This is a genomic window from Paenibacillus sp. JNUCC 35, from assembly GCF_058269095.1.
The window spans coordinates 648,684-667,029 of the sequence record NZ_CM177771.1 but is presented as its reverse complement, the minus strand read 5'-3'; the positions used below and the strand labels follow the sequence as shown (position 1 = coordinate 667,029).

Sequence of the window (18,346 nt, the reverse complement as noted above, 5' to 3'; positions counted from 1 at the left end):
CTTTTTGTATGGAATTGTACAGACGCGCCAAACCTCATACCGTTATGTCCCCCATACAATCGTTTTGCCTAAATGTTCTTCCGTCCACATCGCATTTCCATACATACTGTAAAAACAAAAAAACCTGCAACCCAAGATACAGGTAGCAGGTTGTTCATTTTGCAAGCTTATGCTCAAGTTAAGAGCTGCATAACAATTAATTGTGTCAGGAGTAAAAATTTAGGAGAGCTTCTCGCTTCGGAGCATTGCTGACTTAGTCAAAAAGTAGGCGGAGTAGAAACCGCTATTAACATCGTTTCGCCATCCCAAATATTCTTATAACTATGGGGGATTCTGGCATCATAATAGATGCTGTCCCCTTCTTCGAGCGTATAACGTTCATTGCCAAGCACAAACTCCAAACGGCCGGAGTGAACAAATAGAAACTCCTCGCCATCGCTATGGCCGACGCCGATGTCGCCGTAAGTTGCTCCTTGTTCCAGTACTCCCCATATCGGTCCCATTTTGTTGCTGCTTCCTTGGCTGAGAGCGTACCAGGTAATACGTGAACCCTCGGAATGCACCAAAGGTTTGCGCTCGTTTTTTCTAACGACAATGCTTCGCTTCTCCTCGCCGAACAAATTCGTAAAATTCACGTTTAATGCGTTCGCTATGCGCTTCAGAACACTGATGGACGGATTCGCCTTATCGCGTTCAATTTCACTGAGAAAAGACAAGGATACAGAGGCTGCTTCGGCTACCTTCTTGAGCGTTAATTTCTGTTTTTTTCGCGTGCTTCGAATTGTTTCACCGATCGAATTCATGTGCCAGCCTCCTAAATTTCGAACTTATTTCGCTGACAGCGAAATTTGTAACTTTATAATAGGTGTAAACATGAGCAACATCAAGCCCTTTTACTAGGACGGAATTACGGTGTAAAAACGTTGATTTGTCTGTTTTAGTGGACTACTATTTTATTAAGGTTAACGAACGAATTTCCCCGGATATTACACATCGTTCATTCTCAACAGAATAATTTTCATTTACAGCGAAATTTTTTAGGGAAACGAGACACGAATCACATGATTGCAACGGAAAGCCTTTCCTTGTTATTCGGGATCCATAGAACCGTGTCAGAAGGACGAAAGGGGCATAAAGAATGTCTACCAAAATTCCCAAGGTCTATCAAGTAGGTGATGTTACCGTTACACGTGTCACGGAGATGATGCTTGATGGTATTCCACCAGAAGTGTATTTTCCGGGATCGTGGGACCCCATGTTCCTGGAGGAGAATCGGAACTCTCTTCCGGCTGGCCTGATCGATGGCAATTCTCAGCTTATCGTTAGCATTGGAACATGGGTGGTGAAAACCCCGAAGCATACGATCCTTATCGATACGGCTACAGGAAATGATAAAAACTTGCCTTTAAATCCGGATCTCGCCAATCTCCAGCTCCCTTATCTCGAGCGGCTGAAGAAGGCGGGGGTTACGCCGGAGGAAGTGGACTACGTTCTGCTGACGCATCTGCACGTGGACCATGTCGGTTGGAATACGAAGCTCGTTGACGGAAAATGGGTACCGACTTTCCCAAATGCCAAATACGTATTTCCCCTCGCAGAGCAACAATATTACTCCAGCGAAGCCAGCCACAACAAAGCAAACGAAGTAAACTTTAACGTTTACGAAGAAAGCGTATTGCCTGTTGTTGAAGCCGGCTTAACGCAAACCATTGGCCCTGAGGGCGGGAAATTTCTTGATATTTTCAAATTCATTCCGACACCCGGCCACAGCATCGGCCAAATGTCCATCAGTCTTAAATCTGGTGGAGAAGAAGCTTTATTTGGCGCCGATGTGATGCACCATCCGTTACAGGTCTATAATCCGGAATGGAATTCCATGTACTGCGAATTTACGGATCAAGCCCGTATTTCACGGCTCCGGGTGCTGGAATTCATAGCGGATCGCCCGGTCATTTATTTCAGTACGCATTTCCCCGAAAGCGCGGCGGGGTACGTGACTCGCAGCGGGGACGGATACAAGTGGGACTTTATTTAATACGACCTGACAACAAACACAATACGAAAGGCGCTGAACTTATGACAACCCATGATTTTCTTAATGATACAAATATCGTGACTGAAGACCTGCGTATCCCGAGTGATACGCCCGGAATCGAGCTTTATGTACGAAATAAACGTCCAGCTTCCATGAATACCTTCTCTAACGAAAAAACGATCGTGATGGTTCATGGCGCTACCTATCCAATTGGCAGTCTGTACGATGTGAAGCTGGACGGCTTCACTTTTCTGGACTACCTTGCAAGCCATGGCTATGACGTGTACGCCGTGGACGTTCGCGGCTACGGCGGCTCGACAAGACCGCCTGAGATGGAGCAGCCTGCCGACCTTAATCCGCCGCTTGTCCGCACGGAAACAGGGGTCCGAGATTTTGGTGCAGCCGTGGACTATGTTCTGAAACGCCGGAATTTAATGAAGGTCAACGTGCTGGGGATGTCTTGGGGAGGAACGGTTGCGGGAGCTTATACCAGTCAAAACAATGATAAAGTAAACAAGCTTACGCTTGTCGCTCCGCAATGGCTGAGTTCCAGACCGGTTCCTATCGATACCGGAGGTCCGCTTGGTTCGTATCGCCTTGTTGCTGTCAGCAGCACGAAGGAACGCTGGTTAAGCGCCGCACCGGAACATAAACGCGGCGATTTGATTCCGGATGGCTGGTTTGAACAATGGGTCAAAGCCACTCTTGCTTCCGACCCAGGGAGCCTAACCAATCATCCTGAGCATATTCGGGCTAACAACGGCCCTATCCTGGATATCCGCGAATACTGGACGGCTGGCAAAGCATTCTATGATCCTAAGGAAATTACCGTTCCCGTCCTTCTTGTCCATGCCGAGTGGGATATCGATGTCCCTCTTGAATTGGCCCAGAACTTCTTCACTTCCCTGACAGGAGCTGCATATCGCCGCTGGGTTGAAATCGGTGAAGGGACGCACATGGTTCTGCTTGAGAAAAACAGACTTCAGGCTTTTCAAGCCATCCGCGGTTTCTTGGATGAAGCGTACGCACCGGTGAAATAAAGATGCTGCTGCAAGAGCGGACTTTAACATTTTATCGCTTGCCTAATTAGAGGCCCGCGGCATTGTCACCTGGGCCTTTTATTCACGAATTTATAAACGACGGAGAGGGATTTAATACGATGAGTTATACCGCAAAAACAACAACAAAAGTTCCCGCAGCTATTGGCCCCTCTTCGCAAACCCATCGCTTTGGGAAATACCGTCAGAGCAATTTCAACAGATGAATGAAGTGTACATCTGGGCGAAAAACACTAAAAGCCTGTCGCTGTTCCGGCAGGGCCATTTTCTTAGGTAACGAAAAACCCAATTTCTCAACATTAAATTAAGAAATTGGGTTTTAAATTATTGTAATTTCTGAGGCTACCTGCTAAATGATTCATTGGCAGTACTATAATGAATTATTGATAGCATTCCATCTCCTAGACGAATCAAAAGGGTATACAATTGGAATAATTTATAACATAACCATTCTTTTTCGACCAGTCCAATAAACCATTCCAAAAGTTTTCACATGCATCAAGTATCCTTTTAGAGTCATATAGGTGACCCGACATCACTAGTTGACAAAGTTTATCAAACCCATCCGGCCTATTTGATAATACTAATGCTTCTGGCAATACTTGAGCTGATGTCGTAAAGTATCGTTTATGGTGTAATCCTAAAATCATCGCACCAGCAGTTGCTATTTCTATAGCCAAAGTAGGCAAAAATGTTTCAGGTCCTTGAATTTTTATATTCCTCAATTTACCCATGTATTCGTACATTTCCTCAACTAATGTTTTACAAATCGCTTCTTTAAAAATTATGTTATCCACGGAATTTGCTTTTTGTCTTAGCTCTTGGAAAAATCCATTGGGATCATAAATTGGGAGTATAGTGAAGAATTGTCCATGAGTAAGCGGCCAATTTTCTTCTACTGTAGTGGCTTCTTCTACAATATTTTCTTTATTATCCAGGTTTACTTCTGCTTTCCAATCACCTGATGTCCACTCATAGCTAAAGCCATCTTCTATAGAATTTAAAATACATTTAATTTCAATATCTGAAAATGGACCATCTGTTTTTCTAGCTAAAGAACCATAGATACCAATAGCTTCAACATCTGAACCGTATTTTTCCATCAGTTGATTGGCTATTATATTGGCGATTCCCATTCTTTCTTCTCTTATAATTTCTCTTGGACCCATCATATACATTTCTCCTTTTAATAAAAATATCAAATGAGATCATATATAAATGGCCAAGGGGGACCACGGGCTTAACGGGGAACTTTATCTGCTGGCATTAATAACACCTCTCGTTATAATAGTAAAAACAAGTTATTAATTATTAAATAATATCTCTAAGAGGAAAATCATGCAACTTTCTTTCCAATCTGCAATTTCAACAATCGGGGCGCTATAATAAAGGAATGAAAAAGCCCAATTTCTCTATTAATTTAGGGAGAAGTTGGGCTTTTTAGTATTGGAATTGCCTTACCGTTTTAAATCCGCTTTAAATCCGCGTTTTCCTGAAGGTACCCCTTTATGGGGTACCGAGGATTTTTTGTTAGATATTTATTATAGTCCTTTATACCCATTTATATTTATAGCTACCGGAGACCAATCGCCGCCGAGTCATTGGCTGCAAGTGTAACCTCGAGAGGTTTTTAAGGCTTCGTCATAGAAGCCAGAATAAGTACGCACAATGTAAAAGTACTTTTCATAAAAATAATGGTCCCGGAAGTCATTAACTTCGGGACCATCAAACTACTTCATAATTATAAGGTAAATTTCATATCTTTAATGTACACTTCACAACTATATTATTTAGTTAAAAAACTATAATGTCATCGAACAAAATTAAAATTGTGTCTAGTGATAAAAAACTCTGGAACCTGTTTTGTTGATTTTATTGGGTTTGCCGCGGCACGTGATAGACATGAAAAAAAGAAAGTGTGGAACCACTAGAAATTACCGTGTAAAGAAAGTTGGAAACCATAATTATATTTTAATATACCTCTATCAAATGGGTACCAGATACGACCTTCTTCTTCGTTTATTCCATAATCCGCTGGAGGATTAAGCTATAACCCCCCATAATTTAGTATGCTGTTCCACTGTAGATAAAAAGCATGGTATTTGTACTGATATCCATTAACATTTACAAAAATCGGAGCAACATCAGGGAGGGTATTAAATTTCAGAAAGGTTCTACAGTGCTTTTTAGTTGAATCCGTATAATTGTGTAAAATAGCTTCTTCCAATAAATGAAGAGAGCCATATTCAAATCCCTCAAGTAGAATGTAGTTGTCGAGACAACAAACTAGTGAGGTAGATTTGAAAATGGCTCAATATCAGATTAACGCAGATTCGAATATTTTGCATTTATTTGCCCGATACCATCGTACTGAGCAAGCTTTTGGATTTGTTGAATTCGTTGATTCTGTTTTCTGATGTGTTTATACTTCATTGTAGTGTGCCTCCTGTGCTGGGGTTTGTTCTTTGGATCAAACGTTCCCCAGTATACAGAAGGTGCTTTTTTCATTCAAACCACGAATTCATTTTATTACAGGAATGGCTCCTATCATACTTTGCTATTATGTTTATTTTTCAAGCTGACATGCTGGACAATCTGAATCCATCTTGAAAACAACGATTGAATATAATCCGAATTGAGGGTACGATTTAAAATCTTTGCCTCAAAATAAACAGCTTCTTCATTCATAGTAAAAGAGAATGAGAAATCACAGTATTCCGTATAGCCTTTCTCTCCTGTGAACTGATATAAAAACATCGGAAATAACCCATTTTGCTTGTAATCAATAATAAATTTTGCTTGTGTACATTTTGGAGCTGCTTGTTTCTTGCTTTTTACGTTCTCCAACAATACATTCAAATCGTCGTGATTACTGATCTCGAACGATGAAAAAGTATTATTCGCCCCATAGCAAACCGACAGCTCCTGCTGACCTGTCGCCTCGATAACACTATATGTGTACAGAAACAATAGCCACGACTCCAGTGCTGTCTCGCTCTCTGATTGCATTTCCTTCAGTGCATGAAATAAATCACGATTATCTTGGAAATGGAATACGAATACCTTGTTCCTACTACCTAACAGATACGAATCTGGGAACGGAACTTGTGCACATCTCATTGCTGTTTGACTGCTTACATCAATGAACGTTGCCAGTTGAGCGATAGTAGGATTTGCGAATATATCGCCCACTTTTACAATCCCTGGGTACCTTTCTTCAATTCGAGCCAACATACTCATGATTAATAATGAATTTCCGCCTAGTTCAAAGAAATTATCATGAATGCCGATTTGCTCACTCGCAAGAATGTCACGCCAAATGGTTACAAGTTCCTTCTCCCTATCGTTTTGCGCGGCAACAAATGTATCGTGTCCCATAAGGGCACGCACGTTTGGCGAAGGCAACCGATGTTTATCCACTTTCCCTGAGCGTGTGACAGGAATTTGCTCCAATTGCATAATAAACGATGGAATCATGTACGATGGAAGGATCTTCTTTAAGTGTTGTTTAATCTCAAATGGATCAACCACTGTATGAGATACTATATACCCACATAACGATTGGATTTCATGATTATTAGTTGCAATCACAACCGCATCTTGGATCCCTTCCAGCTGCCGCAGTGCATTTTCCACTTCTCCCAGCTCTATCCGGAACCCCCTGATCTTCACTTGGTCATCAATACGACCTAGATAGGCTATGTTCCCGTCCGGCAACCATTTGGCTAAGTCTCCCGACCGGTACAGTTTTCCCTCCCCGTATGGATTCTCAATAAACTTCTCTGCAGTTAGTGCCGGAAGGTTCAAGTACCCTTTTGCCACACCGCTGCCTGCAATACATAACTCCCCTGGTACACCTATCCCGCATAGCTTCATGCCATCCATAATATAGATTTGCGTATTGCTCGTTGGTTTCCCAATAGGTACAGGATAGGGAATGTCACTCTCTCCATCGTGTTCCCATCCAGTTGCCAATACTGTATTTTCCGTCGGTCCATAGGCATTGATATATCGTGTACCGCTCCCTGCCTTTTCGATCATCTCCGCGTTTGCTGCCGATCCCCCTGTCGTCAGTACCCTTAGTCCGCTTATATCCGTCTGCAGATAGTATTGCGGCGGTAGCAACGTCAACGTGATTCCGTTTTTCTTAATAAAGGCGTTAAAGCTGCTCACATCCGATAGAACCCCTTGGGACACGAGGGTTAGCTTTGCACCCAGCAAAAGCGACAGTGTCATCTCCCATACGGAGGCGTCAAATACATAGTTGGCAAACTGAAGCACGTTATCTTGCTGCGTCACTTCATACTTCTCCTGCAGGTAACTCCTCATCGCAACTACGCCGCTGTGCGCTAACATCACCCCTTTCGGCTGCCCCGTCGTTCCGGATGTATAGATAATATAAGCCAAATCATCGAGGCGATTGACTTGCTCCGGATTTTCGCCTTGCCCTTCCCAGAGCTTATCGTCCGCCAGATTAATCGTCGGCAGATCCGTTTCAATCGTAGTTTTATACACAAGCACTGCCTTTGGTTTGCAGTCATTTAGGATAAACCGCATACGCTCTGCTGGGATTGTAGGATCGACTGGCACATACGCACCACCTGCCTTGATGATGCCATACATCCCGGCAATCATCTCCACACTTCGCTCTGCCACGATAACCACGCGGTCATCAGGTTTAATGTGCAGTCTGCGAAGCGCCCATGCCACTTGGTTGATTTTTCTGTTTAACGCGTCATACGTCACATGGTTGTCTTCATATACAACGGCGATTGCATCCGGTGTGTTAGCAACCTGCTCTTCCCATAATGCTGGAATCGTTTTATCCTTTGCATACGGTAAGTACGTATCATTAAATGCACCTAGTATCTGTTCTTTTTCTTCCCCTGTTATTGTCTCAAGTTCAGATAACTTCCTTTCTGGGTTTGCTGCTAAAGCATGTAGCACATGTTCTAGCCGCCTAAGCATTTGTACAATGTCCTCGTTCGCATACACATTCGGATTGTATAGCATTTCACAGACTATTTTCTCTCCCGACTCGTATGCGCATAACGTCAAGTTGTATGGGGGTTGGTCGCGAGATGACGTAATCTCGTACGTGAAATCTGTAAGCTTATCCTCATCCACATAATAGTTCTCAAACGCATAGAGCACTTGAATCAAGTGCTGTTTCTGCTCCGTCTGTGCTTGAATCTCTGCAAGCGAACAATAGGCATATTGTTCACTTTCCGACCCTTGCTGTTGCATTTCTTTGAGCAGCCTCATTACACTCATGCCTTCTTTGCTCGTTACACGCACGGGGATCGTATTAATAAATAGACCGACGATATCTTCTATTCCCCGCACATCGCTTTGCCGTCCAGATGTTACTTTCCCGAATACCACATCTTTTTGTCCGCTGTATGCTTGCAAGACAACTCCCCAGGCCGTTTCCACTACATTACTCACCGTCATTTGATGGGCGGATGTCAGTTCTTTTATCCGCAATCTGTCCTCAGGAGTTAATGTAATCGCTAGGCGCTGCACTTGCTGTTCGCTCTCTTGCGGTGTATACACTGGTTTAATTTCGGCTACTTCTTCATACCCTGTTAATACGTCTGACCAGTAAGACAGCCCTTGTTCTTGATCCTGTTTTTCTAGCCATACGATATAATCTTGGTAGGATGTCTGATCCTGCTTGTCCTTTATCACCTGCTTCTTTAGATCAGATGTCAAAACACCTTTTTGCAGCGCTTTATATAGTCGATTGAACTCCCCGTATACCGTCGATAGGCACCAACCATCCATAATAATGTGATGAAAATTCCAGATCAATTGATAACAATCTTTTGACAGTACTACGTGGTGTACACGCAATAACGGGTCTTGTGCTAGGTCAAAGCCTCGCTGGATTTGACTGTGTGCGATCGCTTCCACCATTTCTGCCTGCACGATTGCTTCTACTCCCGTTAGGTCCGTTCTTTCGTATTCTACTTCCCTCTCTCGGATCACGACTTGTTTTGGCATTGATATATCTTTATGAATAATCGCCGTACGTAACACTTCGTGCCGTATCGCAAGAAGCTTTAGTGCTTGCTTCACCATGTATTCATCGGCATAGCCTTGCCCTATAAAAATATTCTGGTTTCTATAGGCTGTCGATTCTGGTTCGGCGATGCTATGGTATAGCATCCCTTTCTGCAGTGAAGTGAGTCCGTATATCCGCTCTACCTGAGATGAACCCCCGACTGCTTGTTGAATGACCGATAAATCCGTTCGGGTTAAATACGCTGCCCGGTAGTCAGACGGTGTCCGAACCGATTCTTTTATCGCTATACAGTGGTCTTTTATCGCAAGTAACGCTGTCATGTATAGTTCACTAAAGGATTGCATCCTATCACTGGATAGATAGGACCGGTTGTACCCGATCACCAGCTGTAGCTTTCCATCCATGATGCCCCCGTTGACGATAATCTTGCGAAAGACGGTATTTTCATCGGCTGATCCCTTACCCGAACTAAAAAAGTGTAGTTTTCTCCCCTTCGCCTCAGCGTCCATTTGCCCCATGTAGTTAAACATGACTTCAAGCGGTCTGACCGGCAATTGTTCCTGTAATAGACCATATCCAAGGCCTCGGTTCGGGATTTTACGCAGCATCTCTTTGGTTGTAATGATACTTTCTGCTATATCCTCATGACACGGTACCACCACCGGATATATACTTGTAAACCATCCGACCGTCCGGTCGATATCGATCCGCTTATGAATCGGTTCCCTTCCGTGTCCTTCCATGCCTATCGTTACATCCCTTGTCCCTGTCAGTTTCCTCACGGCCATTCCCAGGGCGCTGATGAGCAAGTCATTGATCTCGGTATTATACGCCCGACCTGTCTGGTGGATAAGCTGTGCGGTTTCTTCCTTATTTAAATGTATCGTGCAGCTGCCATACCCGCATTCTCCTGTCTGTTCGTCCATCCTTAGTTCGCCTGCCGCCATCTGCATTGCTACTTGCTCCCAGTACGCCCGTTCTTTCAGCAATAGGTGGCTGTCCTTATATTCTGCCAGTGCTTCTGCCCATGCCTTATAGGACGCTGTCTTTGCCGGGAATCGGATCTTTGTCCCTTCTTTTACTTGCCGGATGGCTGTGCTGATATCTTCCTGCAGGATACGCCACGATACGCCGTCCACCACAAGATGATGGATTCCTAGAAACAGCAGATTCCCTTCACCCGTCCGGAACATCGCTGCCTTCACCAGCGGTCCTTCTTCTAAGTTGATACTGCTATGCAGATCCGTACATGCCGCTTCCATGAGTTCTGCTGCTGCTTGTTCTTCCATATAGTTATACACCTTGAGTTCATACGCTCTGCTGTCACTTACCTTTACGATCTCTAGCTGACCTTCCCGGTAGACGGATCTCAGTATATCATGATGCGCCATAAGGGCATTAAGCACTTCCCGAAGCTGTTTCTCATCTTCCAGATCAATCTCCATCAGCATGTCCTGATTGAAGTGGTGTGGCTTAGGAAGATTCCAGGATGCAAACTCTCTGACGATCGGCGTCAGCGGTACGATGCCACTTACTTCATCTTGCTCGTACTGTTCCTCTAGGGCAGACTTTTGTGCCGCGTAGCTAATCGCCTCAACTGTATACTTTTGCATGATATCTTTGATTGCGATATGATATCCTGCACTTCTTAGCTTCGATACGATTCGTATCGCTTTGATCGAGTCTCCGCCCAGTTCAAAGAAACTGTCCTGCGTGCCGACCCGCTCTACGCCCAGGACTTCACTAAAGATCTTGCATAGTTGCGCTTCAAGTTCGTTTTTCGGAGCCGTGTATTCCTTTTCGCTTACTGCCACGATCTCCGGCAGTGCCCGTTTATCCAGCTTGCCGTTGCGCGTCACCGGCAGTTGTTCGATCTGCATCATATAGGCTGGCACCATATAGGCCGGCAGCACTTCCTCCAAGTCCCGTCTCACCGCTTGCAGCTGGACTATATCTTTCGATATTAGGTAAGCAAACAGCGCTTTCTCTCCGTCATGGGTGTCCCGTACTATGACCGCCGCATCTTGGATCCCTTCCAGCTGCCGCAGCGCATTTTCCACTTCTCCCAGCTCTATCCGGAACCCCCTGATCTTCACTTGGTCATCCATACGACCTAAATACGCTATGTTCCCGTCCGGCAGCCATTTGGCTAAGTCTCCCGACCGGTACATCCGCTCCCCTGGTACAAAAGGGTTCGCTACGAATTTTTTATTGGTTAGTTCCGGCTTGTTCAGGTAGCCTCTTGCGACGCCGACGCCTGCCACACACAATTCCCCGGGCACACCAATCCCGCATAACTTGTCCCCATCTAATATATAGATTTTCAGTGTAGGGAGCGCCTTTCCGATGTCATTCACATCTAGCGCAATATCCTCTGCAGTGATCGCTTTGTACGTTACATGGACAGTCGTCTCTGTTATACCGTACATATTTACGATGTTCATCTCCGGATACTTCGCATGCCATCCCTTTAATTTCCCTACCTGCAGCGCCTCTCCGGCAAAGATTAGATGTTTGACGTACAGTCTCTCACCTGCTTCTGCTAGCTCTACTTGCATCAGATTATAAAAAGAAGACGGCACTTGGTTTAGTACCGTCACCCTTTTTTCGCGTAATAGTTCTAACAAAGCATAGCTGTCTTTTTTGGCGTCGTTGGGTATAACTACAAGGTGACCTCCGTATAATAGCGCTCCATACATTTCCCATACCGATACGTCAAAGTTGTAGGCTGCAAACAGGCTCCATACATCCTCTTCATGGAAATTAAACGGCATGTCATCGTTATGCATCAACCGGACGACACATTCATGTTCGATTACCGTTCCCTTCGGCTCACCGGTCGTACCTGACGTATAGATGATATATAGAGCATCTTGCGGTGCGATGGATACATCCGGATTAGCTTTTAGTTCTGCCCCCCATGCTGCATCCGGTTCATCCGCATACAACTGCTCTATCGCATAGATACTTCCTTGCGGAAGTGATACCCTATGTTCTTTTCCTTGATTGACAAGAAGCAAGCTTGCACCACTGTCTGCCAGCGTATACTGGATACGGTCTTGCGGCGCCTCTGGATCGATTGGCACATAGACATATCCGGCCTTCACTACCCCGAGTATTCCGATGACCATATCCATATTACGCTCTAACAGCAACGCTACCATCGTTTCGCCTTTGCCTGTTTCGCTTCTGACTTTAGTAGCAAGCAGCCGATTGGCAACGATGTTTGCCTTCGCATTTAACTCCGCATACGTCAGTTGCTCCGTCCCGCAAGATACCGCTATCCGATCCGGTGTTTTCTTAACCTGCGCCTCAAATAAGCTTTTGATCGATTCCTCGTGCGGATATTGGGTTGGCTTGGTTTGAAACGCGCCTAGTATTTGCTCTTTTTCTTCTTCTGTTGTCGTCTCGAGTTCAGATAACTTCATTTCTGGGTTTGCTGCTAAGGCGTGTAGCACATGTTCTACCCGTGCAAGCATTTGTACAATGTCCTCACGTGCATACATATTCGGATTGTATAGTATTTCACATACTATCTTCTCTCCCGACTCGTATGCGCATAACGTCAAGTTATAGTGGTTTTGATCGCGGCCAGATACTATCTTATACGTGAAATCTGTAAGCTTGTCTGTATCCACATAATAGTTCTCAAACACATAGAGCACTTGAATCAAGTGCTGTTTCTGCTCCGTCTGTGCTTGAATCTCTGCAAGTGAACAATAGGCATATTGTTCGCTTTCCGACCCTTGCTGTTGCATTTCTTTGAGCAGCCTCATTACACTCATGCCTTCTTTGCTCGTTACACGTACGGGGATCGTATTAATAAATAGACCGACGATATCTTCTATTCCCCGCACATCGCTTTGCCGTCCAGATGTTACTTTCCCGAATACCACATCTTTTTGTCCGCTGTATGCTTGCAAGACAACTCCCCAGGCCGTTTCCACTACATTACTCACCGTCATTTGATGGGCGGATGTCAGTTCTTTTATCCGCAATCTGTCCTCAGGAGTTAATGTAATCGCTAGGCGCTGCACTTGCTGTTCGCTCTCTTGCGGTGTATACACTGGTTTAATTTCGGCGACTTCTTCATACCCTGCTAATACGTCTGACCAGTAAGACAGCCCTTTTTCTTGATCCTGTTTTTCTAGCCATCCGATATAATCTTCGTAGGATGTCTGATCCTGCTTGTCCTTTATCACCTGCTTCTTTAGATCAGATGTCAAAGCACCTTTTTGCAGCGCTTTATAGAGTCGGTTGAACTCCCCGTATACCGTCGATAGGCACCAACCATCCATAATAATGTGATGAAAATTCCAGATCAATTGATAACAGTCTTTTGACAGTACTACGTGGTGTACACGCAATAACGGGTCTTGTGCTAGGTCAAAGCCTCGCTGGATTTGACCGTGTGCGATCGCTTCCACCATTTCTGCCTGCACGATTGCTTCTACTCCCGTTAGGTCCGTTCTTTCGTATTCCACTTCCCTCTCTCGGATCACGACTTGTTTCGGCATCGATATATCTTTATGAATAATCGCTGTACGCAGCACTTCGTGCCGTATCGCAAGAAGCTTTAGTGCTTGCTTCACCATGTATTCATCGGCATAGCCTTGCCCTATAAAAATATTCTGGTTTCTATAGGCTGTCGATTCTGGTTCGGCGATGCTATGGTATAGCATCCCTTTCTGCAGTGAAGTGAGTCCGTATATCCGCTCTACCTGAGATGAACCCCCGACTGCTTGTTGAATGACCGATAAATCCGTTCGGGTTAAATCCGCTGCCCGGTAGTCAGACGGTGTCCGAACCGATTCTTTTATCGCTATACAGTGGTCTTTTATCGCAAGTAACGCTGTCATGTATAGTTCACTAAGGGATTGCATCCTATCACTGGATAGATAGGACCGGTTGTACCCGATCACCAGCTGCAGCTTTCCATCCATGATGCCCCCGTTGACGATAATCTTACGAAAGACGGTATTTTCATCGGCTGATCCCTTACCCGAACTAAAAAAGTGTAGTTTTCTCCCCTTCGCCTCAGCGTCCATTTGCCCCATGTAGTTAAACATGACTTCAAGCGGTCTGACCGGCAATTGTTCCTGTAATAGACCATATCCAAGGCCTCGGTTCGGGATTTTACGCAGCATTTCTTTGGTTGTAATGATACTTTCTGCTATATCCTCATGACACGGTACCACCACCGGATATATACTTGTAAACCATCCGACCGTCCGGTCGATATCGATCCGCTTATGAATCGGTTCTCTTCCGTGTCCTTCCATGCCTATCGTTACATCCCTTGCCCCTGTCAGTTTCCTCACGGCCATTCCCAGGGCGCTGATGAGCAAGTCATTGATCTCGGTATTATACGCCCGACCTGCCTGGTGGATAAGCTGTGCGGTTTCTTCCTTATTTAAATGTATCGTGCAGCTGCCATACCCGCTTTCTCCCGTCTGTTCGTCCATCCTTAGTTCGCCTGCCGCCATCTGTGCGGCTACTTGCTCCCAGTACGGCCGTTCTTTCTGCAATAGATGGCTGTCCTTATATTCTGCCAGTGCTTCCGCCCATGCCTTATAGGACGCTGTCTTTTCCGGGAATTGGATTTTTGTCCCTTCTTTTATTTGCCGGATGGCTGTGCTGATATCTTCCTGCAGGATACGCCACGATACGCCGTCCACCACAAGATGATGGATCCCTAGAAACAGCAGGTTCCCTGCCACTGTCCGGAACATCGCTGCCTTCACCAGCGGTCCTTCTTCTAAGTTGATACTGCTATGCAGATCGGTACAAGCCGCTTCCATGGGTTCTGCTGCTGCTTGTTCTTCCATATAGTTATACACCTTGAGTTCATACGCTCTGCTGTCACTTACCTTTACGATCTCTAGCTGACCTTCCCGGTAGACGGATCTCAGGATATCATGATGCGCCATAAGGGCATCAAGCACCTCCCGAAGCTGCTTCTCATCTTCCAGATCAATCTCCATCAGCATGTCCTGATTGAAGTGGTGTGGCTTAGGAAGATTCCAGGATGCAAACTCTCTGACGATCGGCGTCAGCGGTACGATGCCACTTACTTCATCTTGCTCGTACTGTTCCTCTAGGGCAGACTTTTGTGCCGCGTAGCTGATTGCCTCAACCGTATACTTTTGCATAATATCTTTGATTGCAATATGATATCCTGCGCTTCTTAGCTTCGATACGATTCGTATCGCTTTGATCGAGTCTCCGCCCAGTTCAAAGAAACTGTCCTGCGTGCCGACCCGCTCTACGCCCAGTACTTCACTAAAGATATTGCATAGTTGCGCTTCAAGTTCGTTTTTCGGAGCCGTGTATTCCTTTTCGCTTACTGCCACGATCTCCGGCAGTGCCCGTTCATCCAGCTTGCCGTTGCGCGTCACCGGCAGTTGTTCGATCTGCATCATATAGGCTGGCACCATATAGGCCGGTAGCACTTCCTCCAAGTCCCGTCTCACCGCTTGCAGCTGTGCTCGATCTTTCGATATTAGGTAGGCAAACAGCGCATTCTCTCCGTCATGGGTTTCCCGTACTATGACCGCCGCATCTTGGATCCCTTCCAGCTGCCGCAGCGCATTTTCTACTTCTCCCAGCTCTATCCGGAACCCCCTGATCTTCACCTGGCCATCAATACGACCTAAATAGGCTATGTTCCCGTCCGGCAACCATTTCGCTAAGTCCCCTGACCGGTACAGTTTTCCCTCCCCGTATGGATTCTCAATAAACTTCTCTGCGGTTAGTGCCGGAAGGTTCAAGTACCCTTTTGCCACACCGCTGCCTGCAATACATAACTCCCCTGGTACACCTATCCCGCATAGCTTCATGCCATCCATAATATAGATTTGCGTATTGCTCGTTGGTTTTCCAATAGGTACAGGATAGGGAATGTCACTCTCTCCATCGTATTCCCATCCAGTTGCCAATACTGTACTTTCCGTCGGTCCATAGGCATTGATATATCGTGTACCGCTCCCTGCCTTTTCGATCATCTCCGCGTTTGCTGCCGATCCCCCTGTCGTCAGTACCCTTAGTCCGCTTATATCCGTCTGCAGATAGTATTGCGGCGGTAGCAACGTCAACGTGATTCCGTTTTTCTTAATAAAGGCGTTAAAGCTGCTCACATCCGATAGAACCCCTTGGGACACGAGGGTTAGCTTTGCACCCAGCAAAAGCGACAGTGTCATCTCCCATACGGAGGCGTCAAATACATAGTTGGCAAACTGAAGCACGTTATCTTGCTGCGTCACTTCATACTTCTCCTGCAGGTAACTCCTCATCGCAACTACGCCGCTGTGCGCTAACATCACCCCTTTCGGCTGCCCCGTCGTTCCGGATGTATAGATAATATAAGCCAAATCATCGAGGCGATTGACTTGCTCCGGATTTTCGCCTTGCCCTTCCCAGAGCTTATCGTCCGCCAGATTAATCGTCGGCAGATCCGTTTCAATCGTAGTTTTATACACAAGCACTGCCTTTGGTTTGCAGTCATTTAGGATAAACCGCATACGCTCTGCCGGGATTGTAGGATCGACTGGCACATACGCACCACCTGCCTTGATGATGCCATACATCCCGGCAATCATCTCCACACTTCGCTCTGCCACGATAACCACGCGGTCATCAGGTTTAATGTGCAGTCTGCGAAGCGCCCATGCCACTTGGTTGATTTTTCTGTTTAACGCGTCATACGTCACATGGTTGTCTTCATATACAACAGCGATTGCATCCGGTGTGGTAGCGACCTGCTCTTCCCATAATGCTGGAATCGTTTTATCCTTTGCATACGGTAAGTACGTGTCATTAAATGCACCTAGTATCTGTTCTTTTTCTTCCTTTGTTATTGTCTCAAGTTCAGATAACTTCCTTTCTGGGTTGTTGGCGAAAGAGAGTAAGACAACTTGTAAGCGCAATAACATTGCTTCTATTTCCTTTGACCCATAATGATTTGACGCATACTGCATCTGAAAACGCAAATACCCCTGTTCATAATTTACGATTAAGACTAAATCATAATTAGTTTGCTCCCGATAAGCTTCTATTTTTAACCCAAGTCCCTCACTGTGCTGTGTCAATAAAGTCTCATCAAGCTCATAATTTTCAAAGGCATATAAGTACTTAATCAACTCTGATTTTTGCTTCGTTAAACTCATAATCTGCTGTAAGGGACAATAAGAATAAGCTGTACTTTTCGTCCCTTGTAGCTGCGTGCTGCGCAAAACTTCAACAACCATATCATCTTCTTTATACCTGATTCTTGCGGGAATCGTCACGATAAATGGACCCACAATTTTTTCAATTCCTCTAATTGCAACATGCCTGCCTGAAATTACCTTGCCATAAACAACATCTTTGGCACCTGTATACGCTTGCAGTACAATTCCCCAGGCTGTTTCCACAATCGTATTCATCGTAATATGATGGGTGGCAGCGAGATTTTGCAAACTTGCCGTCTGTTCTTTAGATAATTTCATTTCACTCAAAGAAACGGTTTCCACCTCTAATGGCGTTTGCTCCATTGACTTTATATCCGCTGTTCCATCATAGTCAGATAATAATTTTTCCCAATACGCAATTCCTTCAATAGCATTTTGCTGCTCCAGCCACTTCACATAATCTCCATATTTTTCGATTCTCTTCTTGTCAGTTTCCACTATCGACATGATAGATTGCAAGCTCTTTCCATTTTCAAGCATGTCATAATACGTTTTGAAATCACTGAACAAAATAGATAAACTCCAACCATCAATAATGATGTGATGAATAGTCCATAACATCTTATATTGGTTTGCTCCAAAATGAACGAGCTTAACCCTTAATAAAGAATCGCGTTGTAGATCAAACCCGCGCTCCACATCAAGTTGCGCAATCATATCCATTTTATTGTTTCGATCATATGCCGCAATATCCGATAAATCTAGCCGTTCATATTCTATTGTCCGGTTCTTGAGTATAATTTGTCTGGGCATAGTCAATTTCTCAAATACGATGGAGGTTCTTAAAACGTCATGCTTCATCGTTACAAGTTGTATTGCCTCTTGTACCTTTTGTTCATTAATCAGACCGTTCAGTTCAAAACGATGCTGAACGACATAAGCGGTAGAATCACCATTCATCAGCTTATGATACAGCATCCCTTCCTGTAGTGGGGTAAGAGAGTAAATATTCTCAATATTAGAACCTAAAACCATTTTTGAACTCATGTCCGCTCTC

5 protein-coding genes are annotated in these 18,346 nt (G+C 45.0%); 2 read left to right on the top strand and 3 right to left on the bottom strand.

What is annotated here, in order from left to right:
- Positions 1 to 257: 257 nt before the first annotated feature.
- Positions 258 to 803, bottom strand: coding sequence for a helix-turn-helix domain-containing protein (locus AC2TF6_RS03075; RefSeq protein WP_491309848.1), 546 nt, complete (start codon positions 801 to 803; stop codon positions 258 to 260).
- 335 nt (positions 804 to 1,138) lie between these two features.
- Here AC2TF6_RS03075 and AC2TF6_RS03070 point away from each other — a divergent pair, with 335 nt between their 5' ends.
- Both AC2TF6_RS03070 and AC2TF6_RS03065 read left to right on the top strand, forming a co-directional pair.
- Positions 1,139 to 2,035, top strand: coding sequence for an MBL fold metallo-hydrolase (locus AC2TF6_RS03070; protein ID WP_491309847.1), 897 nt, complete (start codon positions 1,139 to 1,141; stop codon positions 2,033 to 2,035).
- A complete protein-coding gene (locus AC2TF6_RS03065) occupies positions 2,020 to 3,075 on the top strand; it encodes an alpha/beta hydrolase (RefSeq protein WP_491309846.1) in 1,056 nt (351 codons plus the stop codon). The genes AC2TF6_RS03070 and AC2TF6_RS03065 overlap by 16 nt, the downstream gene beginning before the upstream one ends.
- A 428-nt stretch (positions 3,076 to 3,503) precedes the next feature.
- On the opposite strand, the gene AC2TF6_RS03060 is transcribed toward AC2TF6_RS03065, so the two are convergent.
- Together AC2TF6_RS03060 and AC2TF6_RS03055 are read right to left on the bottom strand one after the other, a co-directional pair.
- Positions 3,504 to 4,265, bottom strand: coding sequence for an ANT(4')-I family aminoglycoside nucleotidyltransferase (locus tag AC2TF6_RS03060; RefSeq protein ID WP_491309845.1), 762 nt, complete (start codon positions 4,263 to 4,265; stop codon positions 3,504 to 3,506).
- Between the two features lie 1,375 nt (positions 4,266 to 5,640).
- Positions 5,641 to 18,336, bottom strand: coding sequence for an amino acid adenylation domain-containing protein (locus AC2TF6_RS03055; RefSeq protein ID WP_491309844.1), 12,696 nt, complete (start codon positions 18,334 to 18,336; stop codon positions 5,641 to 5,643).
- Positions 18,337 to 18,346: the final 10 nt, after the last annotated feature.